The organism is Pseudomonas sp. TE9122 (assembly GCF_056278925.1).
The window spans coordinates 5,812,407-5,832,408 of sequence record NZ_JBWBQI010000001.1 but is presented as its reverse complement, the minus strand read 5'-3'; the positions used below and the strand labels follow the sequence as shown (position 1 = coordinate 5,832,408).

The 20,002-nt window shown below is 61.0% G+C and carries 17 protein-coding genes; 2 read left to right on the top strand and 15 right to left on the bottom strand.

The window, feature by feature from the left end:
* Window positions 1–187: 187 nt before the first annotated feature.
* The 13 genes from dtd to hutC all read right to left on the bottom strand — a co-directional run bounded on the left by dtd (window position 188) and on the right by hutC (window position 15,312).
* Window positions 188–625: a D-aminoacyl-tRNA deacylase gene (gene dtd / locus ACZ9BE_RS26320; protein WP_236168190.1), complete on the bottom strand. Its 438-nt coding sequence runs from the start codon at window positions 623–625 to the stop codon at window positions 188–190.
* On the bottom strand, window positions 622–1,593 hold the full coding sequence (gene pip / locus ACZ9BE_RS26315; protein WP_056787286.1) for a prolyl aminopeptidase: 972 nt from the start codon (window positions 1,591–1,593) through the stop codon (window positions 622–624). The genes dtd and pip overlap by 4 nt, the downstream gene beginning before the upstream one ends.
* Before the next feature lie 245 nt (window positions 1,594–1,838).
* Window positions 1,839–2,642, bottom strand: a complete 804-nt coding sequence (gene hutG / locus ACZ9BE_RS26310; protein WP_476250106.1) for an N-formylglutamate deformylase — start codon at window positions 2,640–2,642, stop codon at window positions 1,839–1,841.
* A gap of 10 nt (window positions 2,643–2,652) precedes the next feature.
* Window positions 2,653–3,858: an imidazolonepropionase gene (gene hutI, locus ACZ9BE_RS26305; RefSeq protein WP_375123004.1), complete on the bottom strand. Its 1,206-nt coding sequence runs from the start codon at window positions 3,856–3,858 to the stop codon at window positions 2,653–2,655.
* 244 nt (window positions 3,859–4,102) lie between these two features.
* Window positions 4,103–5,635: a histidine ammonia-lyase gene (hutH, locus tag ACZ9BE_RS26300; RefSeq protein ID WP_056787278.1), complete on the bottom strand. Its 1,533-nt coding sequence runs from the start codon at window positions 5,633–5,635 to the stop codon at window positions 4,103–4,105.
* A gap of 116 nt (window positions 5,636–5,751) precedes the next feature.
* Window positions 5,752–7,275: a histidine ammonia-lyase gene (hutH, locus tag ACZ9BE_RS26295; RefSeq protein WP_476250105.1), complete on the bottom strand. Its 1,524-nt coding sequence runs from the start codon at window positions 7,273–7,275 to the stop codon at window positions 5,752–5,754.
* A gap of 184 nt (window positions 7,276–7,459) precedes the next feature.
* Entirely contained in the window at window positions 7,460–8,290 is an 831-nt protein-coding gene (locus ACZ9BE_RS26290) for a quaternary amine ABC transporter ATP-binding protein (RefSeq protein WP_252885168.1), read from the bottom strand.
* Window positions 8,287–9,138 (bottom strand): ABC transporter permease, encoded by an 852-nt coding sequence (locus tag ACZ9BE_RS26285; protein ID WP_016772087.1) that lies wholly within the window; start codon window positions 9,136–9,138, stop codon window positions 8,287–8,289. Before ACZ9BE_RS26285 ends, ACZ9BE_RS26290 begins: the two co-directional genes overlap by 4 nt.
* Before the next feature lie 70 nt (window positions 9,139–9,208).
* On the bottom strand, window positions 9,209–10,177 hold the full coding sequence (locus tag ACZ9BE_RS26280; RefSeq protein WP_071174126.1) for an ABC transporter substrate-binding protein: 969 nt from the start codon (window positions 10,175–10,177) through the stop codon (window positions 9,209–9,211).
* A 71-nt stretch (window positions 10,178–10,248) separates the two neighbouring features.
* The gene (locus tag ACZ9BE_RS26275) at window positions 10,249–11,721 is read right to left on the bottom strand and encodes a purine-cytosine permease family protein (protein WP_476250104.1); all 1,473 of its coding nucleotides are present in this window, start codon (window positions 11,719–11,721) and stop codon (window positions 10,249–10,251) included.
* Between the two features lie 149 nt (window positions 11,722–11,870).
* The gene (gene hutU / locus ACZ9BE_RS26270; RefSeq protein WP_016772090.1) at window positions 11,871–13,559 is read right to left on the bottom strand and encodes a urocanate hydratase; all 1,689 of its coding nucleotides are present in this window, start codon (window positions 13,557–13,559) and stop codon (window positions 11,871–11,873) included.
* A 476-nt stretch (window positions 13,560–14,035) separates the two neighbouring features.
* Window positions 14,036–14,605 carry a HutD/Ves family protein gene (locus tag ACZ9BE_RS26265; RefSeq protein WP_476250103.1) on the bottom strand — a complete coding sequence of 190 codons (570 nt, stop codon included), beginning with the start codon at window positions 14,603–14,605 and terminating at the stop codon, window positions 14,036–14,038.
* Window positions 14,602–15,312 (bottom strand): histidine utilization repressor, encoded by a 711-nt coding sequence (gene hutC / locus ACZ9BE_RS26260; protein WP_162803449.1) that lies wholly within the window; start codon window positions 15,310–15,312, stop codon window positions 14,602–14,604. The genes ACZ9BE_RS26265 and hutC overlap by 4 nt, the downstream gene beginning before the upstream one ends.
* Window positions 15,313–15,458: 146 nt before the next feature.
* Here hutC and ACZ9BE_RS26255 point away from each other — a divergent pair, with 146 nt between their 5' ends.
* Entirely contained in the window at window positions 15,459–16,823 is a 1,365-nt protein-coding gene (locus tag ACZ9BE_RS26255; protein WP_476250102.1) for a formimidoylglutamate deiminase, read from the top strand.
* Between the two features lie 121 nt (window positions 16,824–16,944).
* On the opposite strand, the gene ACZ9BE_RS26250 is transcribed toward ACZ9BE_RS26255, so the two are convergent.
* Both ACZ9BE_RS26250 and ACZ9BE_RS26245 read right to left on the bottom strand, forming a co-directional pair.
* Window positions 16,945–17,514: a lipocalin family protein gene (locus ACZ9BE_RS26250; protein WP_016772094.1), complete on the bottom strand. Its 570-nt coding sequence runs from the start codon at window positions 17,512–17,514 to the stop codon at window positions 16,945–16,947.
* Between the two features lie 29 nt (window positions 17,515–17,543).
* Window positions 17,544–17,798, bottom strand: a complete 255-nt coding sequence (locus ACZ9BE_RS26245; RefSeq protein WP_016772095.1) for a hypothetical protein — start codon at window positions 17,796–17,798, stop codon at window positions 17,544–17,546.
* Between the two features lie 283 nt (window positions 17,799–18,081).
* On the opposite strand from ACZ9BE_RS26245, the gene ACZ9BE_RS26240 reads away from it, so the two are divergent.
* Window positions 18,082–19,974: a methyl-accepting chemotaxis protein gene (locus tag ACZ9BE_RS26240; protein WP_206663048.1), complete on the top strand. Its 1,893-nt coding sequence runs from the start codon at window positions 18,082–18,084 to the stop codon at window positions 19,972–19,974.
* Window positions 19,975–20,002 lie beyond the last annotated feature (28 nt).

Genomic DNA, 20,002 nt, shown 5'->3' with positions numbered 1-20,002 from the left:
AAAATGATTCCCCAATCGGATCCAGACAAGTCTCTACCTAAGTCAAAACGGATCAACGAATGTCGATCCCCGCAGCGCGCGATTATCTAGTAGCCCGGATGACAACGCATCAGGGGTAACAAAGTATTTATCGCGAAAAACAGCCTAAAAACAGTCGAAATTTCCGAAAAAGGTGTTTCAGGCACTGTCAGGTCTGTAACAAAAAGGTAACCGGGCCATCGTTGACCAGGTGCACCTGCATATCGGCGCCGAATCTACCTGATGCCACAGTGCCATGCACCTGTTTCGCCTGGCTCAATAAATAGTCGAACAATTCCTCACCCAGTGCCGGCGGTGCGGCCGTGGAAAAGCTCGGGCGCAGGCCGCTTTTGGTGTCGGCGGCAAGTGTGAACTGAGAGACCAGCAGCAACCCGCCACCCACATCCGCCAGGGACAGATTCATCTTGCCCTCGGCGTCACTGAATACTCGATAGTTAAGCAGCTTATGCAGAAGTTTGTCGGCGCTGGTACGCGTATCGTCGGGTTCTACCGCGACCAGCACGAGCAAACCCTGATCGATTGCGCCGACAATCTCCCCAGTGACTTCAACCCGCGCGCCGCGTACGCGCTGTAACAGCGCCTTCATGCTTCTTCGAGTGGCAAGTCGAGCAGGCGCTGGGCCATTTTGCTCGCCGCGCGCACCAGCGCATCGGTGATGCCTGGCTCGGACGCGGCGTGGCCGGCGTCGCGGATCACCTGCAATTCGCTGTTCGGCCAGGCCTGGTGCAATTCCCAGGCATTGTCGAGCGGGCAGATCACGTCGTAGCGACCGTGAATGATCACGCCGGGCAGATGAGCGATCTTGCCCATGTCGCGGATCAGTTGGTTCGGCTCAAGGAAGGCGTTGTTGGTGAAGTAGTGGCATTCGATCCGCGCAATCGACAGTGCGCGCTGCGGCTCGGAGAAACGATCGACCACCAGCGGGTTCGGGCGCAGGGTCGCGGTGCGCCCTTCCCAGGTCGACCACGCCTTCGCTGCATGCATCTGGGCGATCTGATCGTTGCCGGTCAGGCGTTTGTGGAAAGCACTGAGCAGGTCGTCGCGCTCGTCCAGCGGGATCGGCGCGATGTAGTCCTGCCAGTAATCCGGGAATAGACGGCTGGCGCCGGCCTGATAGAACCATTCGATTTCCTGCGGACGGCAGAGGAAAATCCCGCGCAGAATCAGACCGTGCACGCGCTCCGGGTGGGTTTGCGCGTAGGCCAGCGCCAGGGTCGAACCCCAGGAGCCGCCGAACAGCACCCATTTTTCAATGCCCAGGTGTTTGCGGATGCGCTCAAGGTCTTCGACCAGATCCCAGGTGGTGTTGTTTTCCAGGCTGGCGTGCGGGGTGGAGCGACCGCAGCCGCGCTGGTCGAAGGTGACGATGCGATACAGATTCGGATCGAAATAGCGTCGGCTCTGGGCGTCGCAGCCGGCGCCGGGGCCACCGTGGATGAATACAACCGGCAATCCTTCCGGCGAGCCGCTTTCATCGACGTACAGCGTGTGGGTGTCATCGACAGCCAGATCGTGCCGGGCGTGGGGTTTGATCTGCGGAAACAAAGTCTGCATTGCGCGCTCCGTAAGGGGTCGAGGTCATCCCTGGGGGGACTCGTATTATTCTGCCGTTGGGCATCATAAACCCGATTTGCGTCAATGAGCATGCTCCGGGGCCTGATCGTTCCCACGCTCTGCGTGGGAACGCCTCTTGGGACGCTCCGCGTCCAGTGACGCGGAGCGTCACGGGCTGCATTCCCACGCAGAGCGTGGGAACGATCAAACGGACGCCTTCGCGAGCAGGCTCGCTCCCACAGGGGTTAGGCGCTGTAGTGAGATTTTGCCCAGGCCAGATAGCCCTGCAGCAATTCCCTGAGCACCACCCGCGTCGGTTCGGCCAGATCGGCGCGGTAGCGGAACGGTTCGAACTCTTCCATGTAGGTGGACTGGCACAGTTCCAGCTGCACGGCGTGGATGTTCTCCGCCGGATCGCCGTACTGGCGGGTGATGTGCCCGCCTTTGAAGCGACCGTTGAGCACATGAGTAAACTGCTCGTGCCGCGCGCAGATCACTTCCAGTTCAGCAGCCAGTTGCGGATCACAACTGGCGCCATTGAACGTGCCAAGGTTGAAGTCCGGCAGTTTGCCGTCGAACAGGTGCGGGATGAGCGAGCGGATCGAGTGCGCATCGAACAACAGCGCGTAACCGAATTCGGCTTTCAGTCGCGCCAGTTCCTCCTGCAAGGTGCGGTGGTACGGCGTCCAGATCTGCTCCAGGTATGTTGCGCGCTCCTCTTTCGACGGTTCCAGACCTTCCTGAAACAACGGAATGCCGTCGAACAACGTCGCCGGATACAACCCGGTGGTCGCCCCGGCATACAACGGCTTGTCGTCGGACGGCCGGTTGAGGTCGATGACGAAACGCGAATACTCGGCAGCCAGGGTGCTGGCGCCCAGTTCCTCGGCAAAATCGTAGAGCAGCGGAATATGCCAGTCGGTGTCCGGCAGGCTTCTCGCAGCGGGGATCAGCCCGGCCTCGACCGTTGGGGTCAGACGCACACCCGCATGGGGCATGCTGATCAGCAGCGGCACGCGGCCTTGTTTGAAACTCAGAACCTTGTCCACAACCGCCCTCCTACAGATTCGATTCGACGCCGTGACGCACGACGCGCTTGTCCAGATCGCCACCGAGCCAATAGGCCAGATCCGCTGGACGCTCGATGTCCCACGCCACGAAATCAGCGACCTTGCCGACCTCCAGCGAGCCATGGGTCTGCGCCATGCCCATCGCCTGCGCGGCATGGATGGTCGCCCCGGCCAGAGCTTCTTCCGGGGTCATGCGGAAACAGGTGCAGGCCATGTTCAGCATCAGACGCAACGACAGCGCCGGCGAGGTGCCGGGGTTGAGGTCGCTGGCGATGGCGATCTTCACCTTGTGCTTGCGCAGCGCTTCCATCGGCGGCAACTGGGTTTCGCGCAAAAAGTAGAACGCGCCCGGTAGCAGCACGGCGACGGTGTCGGCAGCGGCCATGGCGATCGCGTCGTCCTCGTCCATGAACTCCAGGTGATCGGCGGACAAGGCTTTGTAGCGTGCGGCGAGGCTGGAACCATGCAGCGAGGACAATTGCTCGGCGTGCAGCTTCACCGGCAGTCCGAGTTGTTGCGCGGCGACGAAGACCCGCTCGACCTGCTCCGGCGAAAACGCCAGGTATTCGCAGAACGCATCCACGGCATCGACCAAACCTTCGGCGGCGAGGGCCGGAAGCATCTGCTCGCAGACCAGATCGATGTATTCGTCGGCGCGATCCTTGTACTCCGGCGGCAACGCGTGCGCCGCCAGGCAAGTGCTGCGGACGCTGATCGGCAGCTCTTCGGCCAGGCGCCGGATGACCCGCAGCAGCTTGCGCTCATTGGCCAGATCGAGACCGTAGCCGGATTTCATTTCCACCGTGGTCACGCCGTCGCGCATCAGGCTTTTCAGGCGTTTGGCGGCGCTGGCGAACAACTCGTCTTCGCTCGCTTCGCGGGTGGCGCGCACGGTGCTGGCGATGCCGCCGCCCTGCGCGGCGATCTCGGCGTAGCTGACGCCTTGCAGACGCTGCTCGAACTCACCGCTGCGGTTGCCGCCGAACACGGTGTGGGTGTGGCAGTCGATCAGACCGGGGGTGACCCACGCACCCTGCAAATCATTGACCGCCGGGTATTCGCCGGACGGCAATTGAGTGCGCGGGCCGATCCACTCGATCAGCGTGCCGGACGTCACGATCGCGGCATCCTCGATGATCGAATAGGCGCCGTTGGCCATGGTTGCGACGTGGCAGTGTTGCCAGAGGGTTTTCACTGTTGGCCTCCGTTTGGGTTTGTATGGTGAGCAGCCTCAAAAGCCCCTCACCCTAGCCCTCTCCCAGAGGGAGAGGGGACTGACCGTGTTGTTCTGTCGAGATATGCCGACCTGAAATTTCTCAGCCGAACTCACGTTGCGAAAACAATGAAGATCGGCTCCCTTCCCCCTCTCCCCCTTGGGGGAGAGGGCTGGGGTGAGGGGGAGCGATTTCACTAACAATACAAATCTCCCCGTAAAGCGCTTACAAACTAGGCAACAACTGCCCAGCAACAAGCTCGGTCAGACACCGCGACGCCAGCAATTCAGTCGCCGCATTGATGTCCGGCGCAAAGAAGCGGTCCTTCTCATAGAACGGCACTTCCTTGCGCAAGATCGCCCGCGCCTGTTCCAGCTTCGGCGAAGTCTTCAGGCCGTTACGCAGATCCAGGCCCTGCACCGCCGCCAGCCATTCCACGGCGAGAATGCCGCGAGTGTTCTCGGCCATTTCCCACAGACGCTTGCCCGCCGCCGGGGCCATCGATACGTGATCTTCCTGGTTGGCCGAGGTCGGCAGGCTGTCCACCGAATGCGGATGCGACAACGCCTTGTTTTCGCTGGCCAGCGCCGCAGCGGTGACCTGGGCGATCATGAAACCGGAGTTCACCCCGCCATTGGCCACCAGGAACGGCGGCAGTTGCGACATGTGCTTGTCCATCATCAGCGAGATGCGGCGTTCGCTCAGCGAGCCGATTTCAGCGATGGCCAGGGCCATGTTGTCAGCGGCCATGGCTACCGGTTCGGCGTGGAAGTTGCCGCCGGAAATCACGTCGCCTTCAGCGGCGAAGACCAAGGGGTTGTCGGAAACCGCGTTGGCTTCGACCGCCAGCACTTCAGCGGCCTGGCGGAACTGGGTCAGGCAGGCGCCCATGACTTGCGGCTGGCAGCGCAGCGAATACGGGTCCTGGACCTTGTCGCAGTTCTGGTGCGAGGCGGAGACTTCGCTGCGCTCACCGAGCAGATCGCGGTACGCGGCAGCAGCATCGATCTGCCCTCTCTGCCCACGCGCGGCATGAATGCGCGCGTCGAACGGCGAGCGCGAACCGAGCACGGCTTCTACGGTGAGACTGCCCAGCGCCACTGCACCGGCAAACAGATCTTCGCCTTCGAACAGGCCGCGCAGGGCAAACGCTGTGGAAACCTGGGTACCGTTGAGCAGCGCCAGACCTTCTTTAGCCGCTAAAGTCAGCGGCGCCAGGCCTGCGACTTTCAGTGCTTCGGTGGCTTCAAGCCATTCGCCCTTGTAGCGCGCCTTGCCCTCGCCCAGCAGCACCAGCGACATGTGCGCCAACGGCGCCAGATCCCCCGACGCACCGACCGAACCTTTCAGCGGAATGTGCGGATAGACCTCGGCATTGATCAGCGCGATCAGCGCATCGATCACCTGCCGACGGATGCCGGAAAAACCACGGCTGAGACTGTTGACCTTGAGCACCATGATCAGTCGCACAAGGTCATCGCTGATCGGCTGGCCGACGCCGGCAGCGTGCGAGAGCACCAGCGAACGCTGCAGGTTTTCCAAGTCTTCGCTGGCGATGCGCGTCGAGGCCAGCAGGCCGAAACCGGTGTTGATGCCGTAGGCGGTGCGGTTCTCGGCGAGGATCTGTTCGACGCAGGCGACGCTGGCCTCGATCTGCGCGCTGGCGCTGTTGTCGAGGGTCAGTGTGACCGGGTTCTGATAGACGTCACGCAGTTGGGCCAGGCTCAGTTGGCCGGGGATCAGATTCAGCGCAGTCATTAAAATGCTCCTGTCAGGCATTGTTATTAACTACCAGTCGCTCCGGAGCATTCCGTTATCCGTCGTTTCTCGTCTTGTGAACGATCCACGCCTTGGCACGCTGGTATGGGTAGTTGTCAGTGCAAATTCGGTAGAACGTTGTGCGGCAGATTCGGGTCTTTCAGCACGGTCGCAGCGGCAGCGATATCCGGCGCCAGCCAGCGATCCTGATCGTAGGCGGGGACCGTTTCGCGCAGCAGTTTCCACGCGCAGTCAGTGCCCACGCCAAAGCGCTGTTCCTTGAGGAATTCAAACGCCTGCGCCGCCAGCAGGTATTCAATCGCGAGGATCTGCGTGCAGTTTTCCAGCGCGCGATGCAGCTTCAGCGCGGCGTTGGTGCCCATGCTCAGGTGATCTTCCTGCAGGCCCGAGGTGATGTAGTTGTCGAGTACCGCCGGTTGCGCCAATTGACGGTTTTCCGCACACAGCGAGGCGGCGACGTATTGCACGATCATCATCCCCGAGTTGACCCCGGGATTGGCCACCAGAAACGCCGGCAGACCGCTGACGTGCGGATTGACCAAACGGTCCAGACGGCGCTCGGCAATCGAGCCGATTTCGGCCATGGCAATCGCCAGCAGATCCGCAGCCATCGCCACGGATTGACCGTGCGGGTTGGCCTGCGACATCACCCGAAAATTGTCCGGTGTGCCCAGCAGTAAAGGGTTGTCGGTGCAGCCGTTGAGTTCGGCTTCGACCTGTTTGATCGCATGCGCGAGTTGATCACGCGCGGCGCCGTGGACCTGCGGGATCGAACGGATGCTCAGCGCGTCCTGAGTGCGAATGCCTTTGCTTGCGGCGATCACTTGGCTGCCATCGAGTAATGCACGCAGATTTTGGCCGACCTGCTGCATGCCCGGATGCGGCTTGAGCGCAATGATCTCGGCATCGAAGGCATCGATCTGGCCGCGCTGGGCTTCGAAACTCATCGCACCAATGACATCGGCCCATTGCAACAGCCGCGTAGCATCGGCAATCGCCAGGCAACTGAGGCCGGTCATGCAGGGCGTGCCGTTGACCAGACACAAGCCATCCTTCGCGCCGAGCTGCACAGGTTGCAGGCCCTCTTCGGCCAGCGCCTGTTGCGCCGAAATGATCTGCCCGCGATAACTGACATTGCCAACGCCGAGCAGCGCGATGCCGATGTGCGCCATGTGCGTCAGGTAACCCACCGAACCCTGCGACGGCACCTGCGGGGTGATGCCGCGATTGAGCAGCGCCAGCAGCCCTTCGACCACACGCCGATGCAGGCCGGACTTGCCGTGGCTGTAGTTGTGAACAGCAGCGCAGATGATCGCGCGGGTCTGCTCGTCGCTGAGCACCGGGCCGACACCGCAGGCATGGCTGAGCAAGGTGTTGCGCGAGAGTTGGCTGAGCTGTTCGTCCTGCAGCGAGACGTTGGACAGACCGCCCAGACCGGTGTTGACGCCATAGGCGCGCTCGCCGCTGGCGACGATGCGCTGGACGATGGCCTGAGCGTTATCGATGCGCGCCCAGGTTTCGCTGGACAGTTCCAGTGGCGCACCGTGCCGGGCAACGGCGACCACGTCCTGCCAACGCAGAGGGCTGCCTGTGATAACGATTTTTTCAGCCTGGGACATCTAAAACCTCATACCAATTCTGTTGATGCCGGTAACCCTGTGGCGAGGGGATTTATCCCCGTTGGGTGGCGAAGCCGCCCCAAACCATGCCCGCAAATCCGTCAGACAGACCGCAGTGGCCGGTTTTACGACTGCTTCGCAGCCGAACGGGGATAAATCCCCTCGCCACAACGGCCACTCAGTCTCAGACCACCGCCGCCCGCCGCTGCACGAACCGGTCGACATACTCATCCGCCGGCGAATGCAGGATCTCTCTTGGCGTACCCACCTGGATCAACCGGCCATCCTTGAGAATCGCGATGCGATTGCCGATGCGCACGGCTTCGTCGAGGTCGTGGGTGATGAAGACGATGGTTTTGTGCAGGGTCTTTTGCAGTTCCAGCAACTGGTCCTGCATCTCGGCGCGGATCAACGGATCCAGCGCACTGAACGCTTCGTCCATGAGGATGATGTCGGTGTCCGCCGCCAATGCACGGGCGAGGCCGACGCGCTGACGCATGCCGCCGGAGAGCTGGTGCGGGTATTTTTTTTCGTAGCCTTTTAGACCGACGGTGTTGATCCAGTGCAGCGCGCGTTCGGCGCAGACCTGCTTGCTTTCGCCACGTACTTTCAGGCCGTAGGCGACGTTATCGAGCACGGTTTTGTGCGGCAGCAGGCCGAAGCTCTGGAACACCATGCTGATCTTGTGCCGGCGAAATTCGCGCAGGGCGTCCATGTCGTACTGCAGGATGTCCTCGCCATCGACCAGAATCGCCCCGCTGGTAGGGTCGATCAGGCGATTGAAGTGGCGCACCAGGGTGGATTTGCCCGAGCCGGACAGGCCCATGATCACAAAGATTTCGCCAGTGCCGATGCTCAGCGACAAGTCGTTCACGCCGACCACGCAACCGGTTTCGTTGAGCACCTGATCCTTGCTCTTGCCCTGGCCGACCATGGCCAGCGCATCCTTGGCGCGGTTGCCGAAAATCTTGAAGACGTTGCGCACTTCGATCTTGCTCACGCTTGCGTTGCTCATTTGCTCACCTCGTGGCGTGGCCGACCGTACGCTTGAGTAATGCGGTCGATGACCACCGCGAGAATCACGATCGCCAGCCCGGCTTCGAGACCACGGCCGACGTTGAGGGTCTGAATCCCCACCAGCACGTCTTCACCGAGGCCGCGGGCGCCGATCATCGAGGCGATCACCACCATCGACAGGGCCATCATCGTGGTCTGGTTGATCCCGGCCATGATGCTCGGCAGGGCCAGCGGCAGTTGCACGCCGAACAGTTGCTGCCAGCGGTTGGCGCCGAAGGCATTGATCGCTTCCATGACTTCGCCGTCGACCTGGCGAATACCAAGGTCGGTCAGGCGAATCAGCGGGGGCGCGGCGTAGATCACCGTGGCGAAAATCGCCGGCACCTTGCCCAGGCCGAACAGCATCAGCACCGGAATCAGGTAAACGAAACTCGGCATGGTCTGCATGATGTCGAGCAGCGGCATCAGCACCGAACGCAGGCGATTGCTACGCGCCGAGAGAATCCCCAGCGGGATGCCGATCAGCACCGAAATGATCGTCGCGACCATCATCAGCGCCAGGGTCTGCATGAGTTTGTCCCAGAGGCCGACCGCGCCCACCAGAAACAGCAAGCCGACAATCACGGCGGTGGTCACGACCTTGCGCGTGGCGTGCCAGGCGATGACACCGACGATTGCCAGCATCAACCACCACGGCGCCGCACGCAGCAAACCTTCGAGACTGACGATGGCCCACAACAGCGTGTCGGAGATATGCCGGAACACGTCGCCGTAGTTGGTCACCAGCGAATCGACCCAACCGTTGACCCAGTCGGCGATGGAAAAGGTAAAGCTTTCGGGAAACATAAGGGACTCTCAATCAAGGGGTTGCGATCAAGCGTCCGGCTGCCGTGGCTGGCAGCCGGGGAAACCTGACCTACAAGGCCGCGTCGATTTTCTTGGCTGCGTCGTCGCTCACCCATGCGTGCCAGACTTCAGGATGTTCCTTGAGGAAGATTTTCGCCAGTTTTGCCGACTCGATGCGTTCCTTGGCCATGCGGCCGAGGTTCTGATTGAGCAGGTCGATCGGCAGGTTGACCTTTTCCAGCACGGCGACCAGTTCCGGGGCTTCGTCGTGGAAGGTTTTCGACAGGCCGACCTTGATGCTGACGGTCTTGTCGACGCCGGGTTTCTCTTCCAGTTTGACTGCATCGATCTGGCCCATCAGCGGCGTTGGCGACCAGTAGTAGAAGAGGATCGGCTCGCCACGCTTGTAGCTCGACAGCACCGCTGCATCCAGCGCAGGTCCGGTGCCCGGACGGAAGTTGGTGTAGCTGTTTTCCAGGCCGTAGCTCTTGAGCATTTCGCTGTTGTCGAGCTCGCAGGTCCAGCCGGCCGGGCAGTTATAGAAGCGGCCCTTGGACGGCTCTTCAGCGTCCTTGAACACGGCGGAATACTTGCCCAGATCAGCGATGTTTTTCAGGTCCGGGGCTTTCGCCTCGAGCTTGCGCTTGGCGTCGCCTTCGATCACGTAACGCGGCACGTACCAGCCTTCGACCGCGCCCACCACCGGTGCACCGACGCCGACGACCTTGCCGGCCTTCTCGGCCTTGTTCCAGACCTCGCTGCGGCCGACCCACTCTTCGGCAAACACTTGAATATCGTTGCTGCTCAGGGCGTTTTCCATGGTGATGGAATTGCCCGGCAGGCTGTCGGTCTTGCAGCCGTAACCTTTCTCCAGCACCACTTGCAGCACGTCGGTCAGAAGCATGCCGCTTTCCCAGTTCAGCCCGGCGAATTTCACCGGTTTGCCCGATTCGCACCAGCCGGCGGCTTGCGTCGCACCGGCACTGGCCAGCAGGCCCATGGACAGCAATGTGGTCAGCAGGGTCTTGTTCGATTTCATTGTCGTGACGCTCCTAATCATGAATGGGCTTACGGCAGTTCAAGAGGCATCCAGCCTGGTCCACGTCCAGATCAGGCCTGCGCCGCAGCGCGACCGGCCCCGCTCGTTTTTGCTTGTTGGGTGCTGTTCTGCTCGACCGGCAGAATCAGGTGATCGGGCACGGTGCTGTGCCATTTCTTTGCGCAGAAGTAATAGACGGCGGCCGGGAGAACCAGACCGATGATCCAGGAAATGTCGACATCACCGAGGGCGGCCACCAGTGGGCCGGTGTAGAACTTGGTCGAGATGAATGGCAACTGCACCAGCACGCCGAACACATAGACGCTGATACCGAGCAGGTTCCAGCGGCCGTAGCGACCGTTCGGATCGGCCAGCGCCGGCACGTCATAGCGCTCGCGGGTGATGCAGTAGTAGTCGACCAGATTGATCGCGCTCCACGGGGTGAAGAAGGCGAGCAGAAACAGGATGAACGACTTGAACGCACCGAGGAACGAGTGCTGTCCGAGCAAGGCAATCAGGGTTGCCGCACCGACGATGAACAGCACGAACACCAGCCGTTGCATGCGGGTAACCGTCAGGTGCCCTTTGAAGCCACTGATGATGGTGGCGATGCACATGAAGCTGCCGTAGGAGTTCAAAGTGGAGATGGTCACCTTGCCGAACGCGATGCTGAAATACAGCAGTGCGGCAGTGGCGCCGGTACCGCCGAGTCCGACGATGTAGGCGACTTCATGGCCAGCGAATTGACCGTTGGCCGACGCGGCGGCAAACACGCCGAGGATCATCGCCACCTGCGCGCCGATCACCGAACCTGCGCCAGCGGCGAAAAAGGTTTTCACCGATGAAGTGGCGCTCGGCAGGTAACGCGAGTAGTCCGCCACATACGGGCCGAAAGCGATCTGCCAGGACGCAGCCAGCGACACCGCCAGCAGAAAGCTGCTCCAGCTGAAATGACGAATCTGCAGGAGCGCACCAACGTCGGTCTGGCTCATCAGCCGCCAGAACAGGAACACGAAAGCGATCACGCCAATCACACTGGCGACGCGGCCGATCCAGTGGATTACCCGGTAGCCAAGCACCGTGACCAGCACGATGACGCTGGCGAAAATCAGGATGCCTACACTGTCGCTGACACCGAACAACTGGCCCAGCGCTTGCCCGGACAGCACCGTTCCGGTGGCGGTGAAGCCGAGGTACATCAGGCACACCAGCACGATCGGAATCGCAGCGCCGTAAACGCCGAATTGCACACGACTGGAGATCATCTGCGGCAGGCCCAGTTTCGGTCCTTGCGCGGCATGCAGCGCCATCACACCACCGCCGAGCAACTGACCGATCAACAGACCGATCAGCGACCAGAACACATCACCGCCGAGCACCACGGCCAAGGCCCCGGTGACGATCGCAGTGATCTGCAGGTTGGCGCCCATCCACAGGGTGAACTGACTGAACAGACGACCGTGTCTTTCCGCTTCCGGGATGTAGTCGATCGAACGCCTTTCGATCAACGGGGTACTGCCTGCACGTTCGTTGTTAACCGCCATGATTCAACCTCTGTGGATTGCTATTCGGGTTCACTGAAATTCCTCTGTGGGAGCGAGCCTGCTCGCGAATCGGGTGTATCAGGCACAGCAGTAGCGACTGACACGACGCCTTCGCGAGCAGGCTCGCTCCCACATAAAACCAGAGCGTGTTACCCGCCAGTGATCATCGGCAGATTCAGCCCCTGCTCTTTCGCGCAGTCGATGGCGATCTGGTAACCGGCATCCGCATGGCGCATGACGCCAGTCGCCGGGTCGTTATGCAGCACACGAGCAATGCGCTCGGCAGCCTCATCGGTACCGTCGCAGACGATCACCATCCCCGAATGCTGCGAGAAGCCCATGCCGACACCGCCGCCGTGGTGCAAGGAGACCCAGGTCGCGCCGCTGGCGGTGTTCAGCAGTGCGTTGAGCAACGGCCAATCGGAGACGGCGTCGGAACCGTCCTGCATCGATTCGGTTTCGCGGTTGGGGCTGGCCACCGAGCCGGAGTCGAGGTGGTCGCGACCGATCACCACCGGTGCCGACAGCTCACCGCTACGGACCATTTCGTTGAAGGCCAGACCGAGCTTGGCGCGCTGGCCCAGACCGACCCAGCAGATACGTGCCGGCAGACCCTGGAAGCTGATGCGCTCGCGGGCCATGTCCAGCCAGTTGTGCAAATGCGCGTCGTCCGGGATCAGCTCTTTGACCTTGGCGTCGGTTTTGTAGATGTCCTGTGGATCACCCGACAGCGCCGCCCAACGGAACGGGCCGATGCCACGGCAGAACAGCGGACGGATGTAGGCCGGCACGAAGCCCGGGAAATCGAAAGCGTTTTCGACGCCTTCTTCTTGGGCCATCTGGCGGATGTTGTTGCCATAGTCGAAGGTCGGAATGCCTTGCTTCTGGAACTCCAGCATGGCTTTGACGTGCACCGCCATCGACTGCTTGGCGGCTTTGATCACAGCGGCCGGTTCGGTCTTGGCGCGGGCGCGGTATTCGTCCCAGCTCCAGCCGGCCGGCAGGTAACCGTTGAGCGGATCGTGGGCGCTGGTCTGGTCGGTGACCATGTCCGGGCGCACGCCACGCTTGACCAGTTCCGGGAGAATTTCGGCAGCGTTACCGAGCAGAGCGATGGAAATCGCTTTGCCTTCTTTGGTGTATTTGTCGATACGCGCTAAAGCGTCGTCGAGGTCTTTGGCTTGCTCATCGACGTAACGGCTCTTCAGGCGGAAATCGATGCTGACCTGCTGGCATTCGATGTTCAGCGAGCAGGCGCCGGCCAGGGTGGCGGCCAGCGGTTGCGCGCCGCCCATGCCACCGAGGCCGGCGGTGAGCACCCAGCGGCCCTTGAGGTCAGCGTTGTAATGCTGGCGCCCGGCTTCGACGAAGGTTTCATAGGTGCCCTGAACGATGCCCTGGCTGCCGATGTAGATCCAGCTGCCGGCGGTCATCTGGCCGTACATGGCCAGGCCTTTGGCGTCGAGTTCGTTGAAGTGTTCCCAGCTCGCCCAGTGCGGCACCAGGTTGGAGTTGGCGATCAGCACGCGCGGCGCGTTGCTATGAGTCTTGAATACGCCGACCGGCTTGCCCGATTGCACCAGCAGGGTTTCGTCGTCATTCAGGTTGGTCAGGCTCTCGACGATCTTGTCGTAGCACTCCCAATTGCGTGCGGCGCGACCGATACCGCCGTAGACCACCAATTCTTTCGGGTTCTCGGCGACTTCCGGGTCGAGATTGTTCATCAACATGCGCAGCGGCGCTTCCGTCAGCCAGCTCTTGGCGGTCAGCGTGTTACCGCGTGCGGCGCGGATCTGCACGTCACGAAACTTGTTGCTGTTCTGGGTATTGTCAGTCACGAAAAAGACTCCTCAGCGATCAATTCAAACCAACCCTGGCAGTGGGCAGCAGCCTGCGCGCTGTGCTGCGCGACAAGCGAATCAGTGGACGCTGCGGAGAGTCTCGACCGACTCATACGCATACGTCTTTACTTGTACATACAAGCATATGCAATCAAGCGGCCAACTTGCTGGAGGAGTGTTCAGGAAAAATCAGGGGTAGGGCTGGAGAGCGCCTGAATCAAGGGTTCTGGCGTGAATGAAATTTTCTTCGCAGTTATTTTGGGGAGGTTGGGATTGGCTACGACAGCGTGGTTTTGCGCCACGCTGGGGCGTTCGGTAACAAGTTGGTGCGCGGAAGGGAAACAAGAGTGGGATGGTTTTTGTGGCGAGGGGATTTATCCCCGCTGGGCTGCGCAGCAGACCGCTTTTTTAAATCAGGAATGGGGCCGCTTCGCGACCCAGCGGGGATAAATCCCCTCGCCACAGGGGTGTGTTCAGTTCTGGAGGAGTTCGATCACGCAGCATGCGGCGTTGGTGGAGACTTCGACCAGCCCGCTGTTGCCGTCCAGCTGCAGGCAATCATGCCGACCGAGCTGTGAAACGCCGTCGCCAACACGCACGTCCATCAGCTCACTGACACTGAACACCAGCAGCGTCGATGCCGAGCTGAAAAACCGCTGCTCACCGTCCAGCCACTGCAATCGCGCGCTGTAACGTTGCGGCGCGTAGATCAGATTGAAGTCGCGAATCGCACCGCCGAGCAAGGTGCAGGACACCTGACTTTCGCCGCTGAAAGCAAACGGGTCCAGCGGTAACAGTGGACGGGTAGCGTCACCGTCGACGCACAGGGTCATGCCGTCGCCCTGCAACACGGTGATGACTCGCTGGTAACCGGCGAATGTCGAGAAACCGCCCGATTCGGAGATGTCGGCAATCGACAGACGCCAGCCGAAACCGTCCAGGCCAGCGCCGGCATCACGAGTGATTTCCTCGGTGCTGCCGCCGCCGTTTTTCCACGGCATGCGCGGGTAGCCTTCAGCGCGTAGAACCTTTATTTCATTCATTTGTGGAAGCGCCCTTCCAGACGATGGCGGGAACCCGGGTGAATCAAACGTGCCGCCGTCACCGGTTGACGCCCCGACCAAGTCCGCCGACGGATCAGCAGACACGGCTCGCCCTTTTCGATCTGCAGCAACTTGCACTCCGACGGCTCGGCAAGAATCGCTTCGACCACGTGCTCGCCCTCGGTCAGCGGCGCGACCTGATTGAGATAGGCATAGGGCGTTTGCAGGGTGAAATCCTGCTTGAGGTATTCCGGCGCGACCAGGGCGTTGACGAAACGGTCTTCGATTTGCACCGGGATGTCATTTTCGTAATGCACGATCAGTGAGTGGAAGACTTTCTGGCCTTCGCGCATGTCCAGCGCCAGCGCGCGTTCGGAACCGGCGGCCTCTTCTTCGAGGGTGATGACCTGACAGGTGTGGCGATGCCCGCGCGAGGCGATTTCGTCGGCAATGTTGTGCACTTCGAACAGCGCGGACTGGCTCTTCGGTTCGGCGACAAACGTGCCCACGCCTTGCATGCGCACCAGCAGGCCGTCGGCGGTCATCTCGCGCAGGGCGCGGTTGATGGTCATGCGGCTGAAGCCGAGCTGGCTGACCAGCTCGCTTTCGGACGGCACGCGGTAGTGCGGCGGCCAATTACCGCTGTCGATCTGCTGGGTGATCATCTGTTTGACGCGGGCGTACAAGGGCGCCGGACTGTCGCCCATGTTCGCGGCCAACGGAGAAACTGGAGGCGGAGTCGGCACGGTTGATCCCTGTTCATTGGATGAAAGTGACTAGCTTGCCGGAGTTTACCGGGCAGGCAAACGTCTGTATATGTATATACAAATAACACACGATGGGGTGCCGAACGATGTCCGCCTTCTTTGCCGAACGCGCACTGCTGCCTAACGGATGGGCCAACAATGTACGTCTCGAGGTCAGCGCCGATGGCCTGTTGACCCGAATCCAGGCCGATTCCAGCGCAGACGAAGCCGAGCGGCTGCGCGGGCCGTTACTGCCGGGGATGCCAAATCTGCACTCCCACGCCTTCCAGCGCGCCATGGCTGGATTGGCCGAAGTGGCCGGCAACCCCAACGATAGTTTCTGGACCTGGCGCGATCTGATGTACCGCCTCGTCGGAAAAATCAGCCCCGATCAGCTCGGCATCATCGCCCGTCAGCTGTACATCGAAATGCTCAAGGCCGGTTACACCTCGGTCGCCGAATTTCACTACGTGCACCACGACAGCAACGGCCAACCGTACGCCGATCCGGCCGAGCTGGCCTTGCGCATCAGTCAGGCCGCCAGCGAAAGCGGAATCGGTCTGACCCTGCTGCCAGTGCTCTACAGTCATTCCGGTTTCGGTGGCCAGACGCCCAACGATGGCCAGCGTCGCTTTATCAACAGCACTGAAAACTATCTGAATCTGCAAGCGCGGTTGCAGCCGTTACTGGCGCAGCAAAAGGCGCAATCGCTGGGCCTGTGTTTCCACTCGTTGCGTGCGGTGACGCCGCAGCAGATCAGCGAAGTGTTGGCGGCCAGTGACAAACAATGCCCGGTGCACATCCACATCGCCGAGCAGCAGAAAGAAGTCGACGATTGCCTGAGCTGGAGCGGTCGCCGTCCGTTGCAATGGCTGTATGAAAATACTGAAGTCGATCAGCGCTGGTGTCTGGTCCACGCCACCCACGCCAACCCGGAAGAAGTCACGCTGATGGCCAACAGTCGCGCGATCGCCGGGCTGTGTCTGACCACTGAAGCCAATCTGGGTGACGGGATTTTCCCGGCGGTGGACTTTCTTGCCCAGGGCGGGCGCATGGGCATTGGCTCCGACAGCCATGTATCGCTAAGCGTGGTGGAAGAGTTGCGCTGGCTGGAATATGGTCAGCGTCTGCGCGATCAGCGGCGCAATCGTTTGTATGGCGCGCAGCAGCCGATGGTCGGTCGCACCCTGTATGACGCGGCGCTGGACGGCGGTGCACAGGCACTGGGGCAGCCGATCGGCGCGCTGGAAGTGGGCAAGCGCGCGGACTGGATTGTGCTCGATGGCAACGATCCGTATCTGGCGACTGCCAATGGCGACGGCATTCTCAATCGCTGGTTGTTCGCCGGCGGCGATCGCCAAGTGCGCGATGTGCTGGTCAATGGTCAATGGGTGGTGCGTGATGGCCGGCATGCTGGCGAAGAGGAAAGCGCCCGAGCCTTCACCCAGGTCCTGCGCGATCTCTTGGGCTGACCCAAAACCAAACTGTGGGAGCGAGCCTGCTCGCGAACGCGGTGTATCAGTCAATATTCATGTCGACTGATACACCCTCTCCGCGAGCAGGCTCGCTCCCACATTTGATTTGTATAGCGGCTTAATTAGACGTCTTGGCCATCTGCCGATCCGACGCGCGCCAGATCAGGCGTGTGGTGTCGTAACCCTGTTGACGCGCCTTGCTCAGCAATTCTTCACGCACTACACCGTTGACGGTCGGTGTGCGTGACAGCAGCCACAAGTACTTGCGACTCGGATCGCCGACGATGGCGGTCTTGTAATCGTCGCTGACATACAACACCCAGTACTCGCCCTTCGCCACACCCGGCACCAGACGCGAGAACCAGTTATCGAATTCGACCCAGAGCTTGTCGGTCTTGCCCGGCACTTGTGGATAAGCCGTGCCCTTGGCTTCTTCCCACTGCCACTCCGGGGTCAGGCAACGGTTGAGCACGCCGACATTACCGTCAGGCTTGAGGGTGTAATGGGCTTCGGATTGCGCGCAGTGGCGCTGGAAGTACATCGGCAAGCGTGCCAGTTCATACCAGGTGCCCTGATAACGCTTGAGATTGACGCTGTTGACGGTCTTGGGCGCCAACGGGTCGACGCCGGAAGTGGCGCAGCCAGCCAGTACCAGGCCAGCAAAAAGGATCAGCAATAACCGCTTCATTTTTTTCTCCGTGGGCGCGAAGCCCCGGTTTACTTCAGGCCTTGGCCGGAAAACATCAGCACTTTGTCACCGGCGTATTGCACGCTGATAAAGCTGTTCTTGTCGCCCCAGGTGCAGCTGGACATACCGAGCGCGCCCGAGCAATCGGTGGGCTTGCCGAGGAGGGTTTCCACTTCGGACTTGGCCATGCCGGCCGAGAGCTTGGAGTAGTTTTCCTGATTGACCTTGCTGCATGCGGCCAACAGCACGCAAAACGACAGCAGGGCGATAGATCGCAGCGACATGGTGAAACTCCTGGAACGAGGGGGGGATGGCATGGTGCCAACCAGAAGCTTAGAAGAGAAAAGTGTCATCTGGTTCCGTGACCGAACGCCTATTTATCAGCCCGCCCGTCCGGCTTTTGTCGGTAAATCAAAAACTTTGTGAAGCCGTCGAGCATTTCGTCGACTTTCCCCACAAGCGCCTAATCTTTGGCGCGGCGCGGTCGAAAATAAGAGCAGCGCAACGCTGCCGAATATGGCAAATTGCCGCCCTTTCCTGACCAGCCCCTTCGCGGTAGTTCATTCGATGACCAGAAACATGAAATTCAGCCACAAGATTTTGCTGGCTGCTGCCCTTGTGGTGGCCGTTGCGTTCGCCTGTTTCATCTTCTTCAACGACTATCGCCAACGTCAGGCCTTGAGCAGCAGCACCGAAGCGACCATGCAGGAACTGGGTAGCCTGACCACCAGCAACATCCAGACCTGGCTGGAAAGTCGCATTCAACTGCTGCAATCGCTGTCGCAGCAAGTCGCCGTCGACGGCAACGCGCCCGCCAGCCTCAAGCGCATCATCGACCTGCCCGCCTACACCGGCAATTTCCAGCTCAGCTATTTTGGCGGTGCCGACGGCGTGATGTTCTCGGTGCCGGCCGGCAACCGTGCGCCGGACTACGATCCACGCGCGCGCGGCTGGTACAAAGCGGCCAACAGCGCGCAGCAGACCATCGTCACCGAACCGTACATAGCCGCTTCGTCGGGCAAACTGGTGATCACCGTCGCCACCCCGGTGCAGCGTCAGGGCCAAATGCTCGGCGTGGCCGGTGCCGACATCGATCTGACCAGCGTCAGCGCGATCATCAACTCGCTGAACTTCGGCGGCCACGGTCATGCATTCATTGTCAGCGCCGAAGGGAAAATCCTGATTCACCCGGACAGCAAGCTGGTGCTCAAAACACTGGCCGAGGCTTATCCGAACGGTGCGCCCAAAGTCAGCCCGGGCCTGAAAGAAGTCGAGTTCGACGGCAAGACCCAGTTGATTTCCTTCACCCACGTCAACGGCGTGCCGTCGGCTGACTGGTACGTGGCGCTGGTGCTCGACAAAGACACCGCGTTCTCGATGCTCAGCGAATTCCGCACCTCGGCACTGATCGCCATGGTCATCGCCGTGCTGATCATCATCGGCCTGCTCGGCATGCTGATTCGCGTGCTGATGCAACCGCTGCTGACCATGGGCCGTGCGATGCATGACATCGCTGAAGGCGAAGGCGATCTGACCAAGCGTCTGGTGATTCACGGCAACGATGAATTCGGCGCATTGGGTACGTCGTTCAACCGCTTCGTCGAACGCATTCATACGTCGATCCGCGAAGTGTCCTCGGCCACCGGCCAGGTCAACGAAGTCGCCCTGCGTGTGGTCGCTGCCTCGAACTCGTCGATGTACAACTCCGACCAGCAGGCCAGCCGCACCAACAGCGTCGCCGCCGCGATCAATCAGCTCGGCGCCGCCGCTCAGGAAATCGCCCAGAACGCCGCCCTCGCCTCGCAGCATTCCAGCGATGCGCGCAGCCTCGCGGTCGACGGCCAGCAGGTGGTGGATAAAACCATCCACGCCATGCAACAACTGTCGGCGAAGATCAGCGATTCCTGCGGCAATATCGAAACGCTGAACAGCAACACGGTGAACATCGGCCAGATTCTCGAAGTGATCACCAGCATTTCCCAGCAGACCAACCTGCTCGCACTCAACGCCGCCATTGAAGCCGCGCGTGCCGGTGAGGCCGGACGCGGTTTCGCCGTGGTCGCCGACGAGGTGCGCAACCTCGCGCACCGCACCCAGGATTCGGCGCAGCAAGTGCAGAAGATGATCGAAGAGCTGCAGGTCGGCGCACGCCAGGCGGTAACCATCATGACCGAGAGCCAGCGCGAGAGCGAAAGCAGCGTCGGCATCGCCAACCAGGCCGGCGAGCGTCTGGGCAGCGTGACCCAGCGCATCGGCGAAATCGACGGCATGAACCAGTCGGTGGCCACCGCGACTGAAGAGCAGACTGCTGTGGTCGAGTCGATCAACGTTGATATCAACGAGATCAACACGCTGAATCAGGAAGGCGTGGAAAACTTGCAGGCGACGTTGCGCGCGTGTTCGGACCTTGAGCAGCAGGCGGCGCGGTTGAAGCATCTGGTCGGCAGCTTCAGGATCTAAGCTGCAGCCTCAGGCCTCTTCGCGAGCA